Genomic DNA, 1,241 nt, shown 5'->3' with positions numbered 1-1,241 from the left:
TGAGGTGGCGCCGGTTCTCCGTACAGTTTGGCGGCTTGGCTAAGGTTGGTTCGGGTTCAGATTACGCCGCCAGTTTGTGCTCAGGGTTGGCCCTATCCGGGGCGAGCCCCGGATAGGGCGGCGCCTGGATTTGTCCATAGGCCTCGTCGGGGGTGGCCCCGGCAAGGGCCGAGTGGGGCCGGTTGGTGTTGTAGTAGCCGATCCACTTGGTGAGCCCGGTCCGCAGCTCCGATCCGGTCTCGAAGGCGTGGATATAGACGCACTCATATTTGAGGCTTCGCCAGAGCCGCTCGATGAAGACATTGTCCATCCAGCGGCCGCGGCCGTCCATGGAGACCCGCACGCCGGCGTCCTTCAGCACGTCGACGAAGCGGGGGCTGGTAAACTGGCTGCCCTGGTCGGTGTTGAAGATCTCCGGCGTCCCGTAGCGGGCCAGGGCCTCCTCCAGGGCCTGGATGCAAAACTCTGCGTCCATGCTGTTGGAGAGCCGCCAAGACAAGACCTTCCTGGTCGCCCAGTCCATCACCGCCACCAGGTACAGGAAGCCCCGCCGCATCGGGATGTAGGTGATGTCGGCGCACCAGACCTGGTTCGGCCGGTCGATGGTCAGGCCGCGCAGCAGGTACTTGTAGGCCCGGTGCTCGGGGTGCGGGATCGTTGTGCGCGGCTTCTGATAAATCGGCGCCAGGCCCATCTTGGCCATCAGCCGACGCACCCGCATCCGGCCCACCTCATAACCCTGGCGGCGCAGATGCCGGGCCATCTGGCGCGAGCCGTACCAGGGCGTCTCCAGGAACGCCTCGTCGATCAGCCGCATCAGCGCCAGGTTCAGCGGGGTCTCACCCGCCGGCTGGTAGTAGAAGGCCGACCGGCTGATCGACACCAGGGCGCACTGGCGCTGGATCGACAGCCGGGGATGCTCGGGCTCGATCATCTGCCGCCTCCGGTCCAGGCTCAACGACCGAAGGCCTTGGCTAAAAAATCCCGCTCCACCACCAGCTGCCCGATCTTGGCGTGCAGCTTATCGATCTCGCCCTCCCGGGCGCCCTCGCTCGCCTCGGCCTTGCCGGAGAACACCCCGGAAAGACCCTCGATCGCCTGCTTCCGCCACGCCGCGATCATCGTCTGATGGACGCCGTGTTTCGTCGCCAACTGCGACAGGGTCAGCTCACCCTTCAACGCCTCCAGCGCCACCTTGGCCTTAAAATCAGCCGTGTACCGCTTCCGCTTCCCAGTCATAA

The 1,241-nt window shown here is 65.2% G+C and carries 1 protein-coding gene; it reads right to left on the bottom strand.

The window, feature by feature from the left end; genetic code table 11:
• Positions 1–61 precede the first annotated feature (61 nt).
• A protein-coding gene (locus Q8K84_RS16960; RefSeq protein WP_293316040.1) for an IS3 family transposase occupies positions 62–1,239 on the bottom strand; the annotation gives its coding sequence in 2 pieces (ribosomal slippage) (positions 62–975 and positions 975–1,239; 1,179 coding nt in all).
• Positions 1,240–1,241 lie beyond the last annotated feature (2 nt).

The organism is Phenylobacterium sp., assembly GCF_030679875.1.
In the GTDB taxonomy this organism is placed as follows: domain Bacteria; phylum Pseudomonadota; class Alphaproteobacteria; order Caulobacterales; family Caulobacteraceae; genus Phenylobacterium.
The sequence above is the reverse complement of the archived record's forward strand: the minus strand, read 5'-3'. Positions and strand labels throughout refer to the sequence as shown.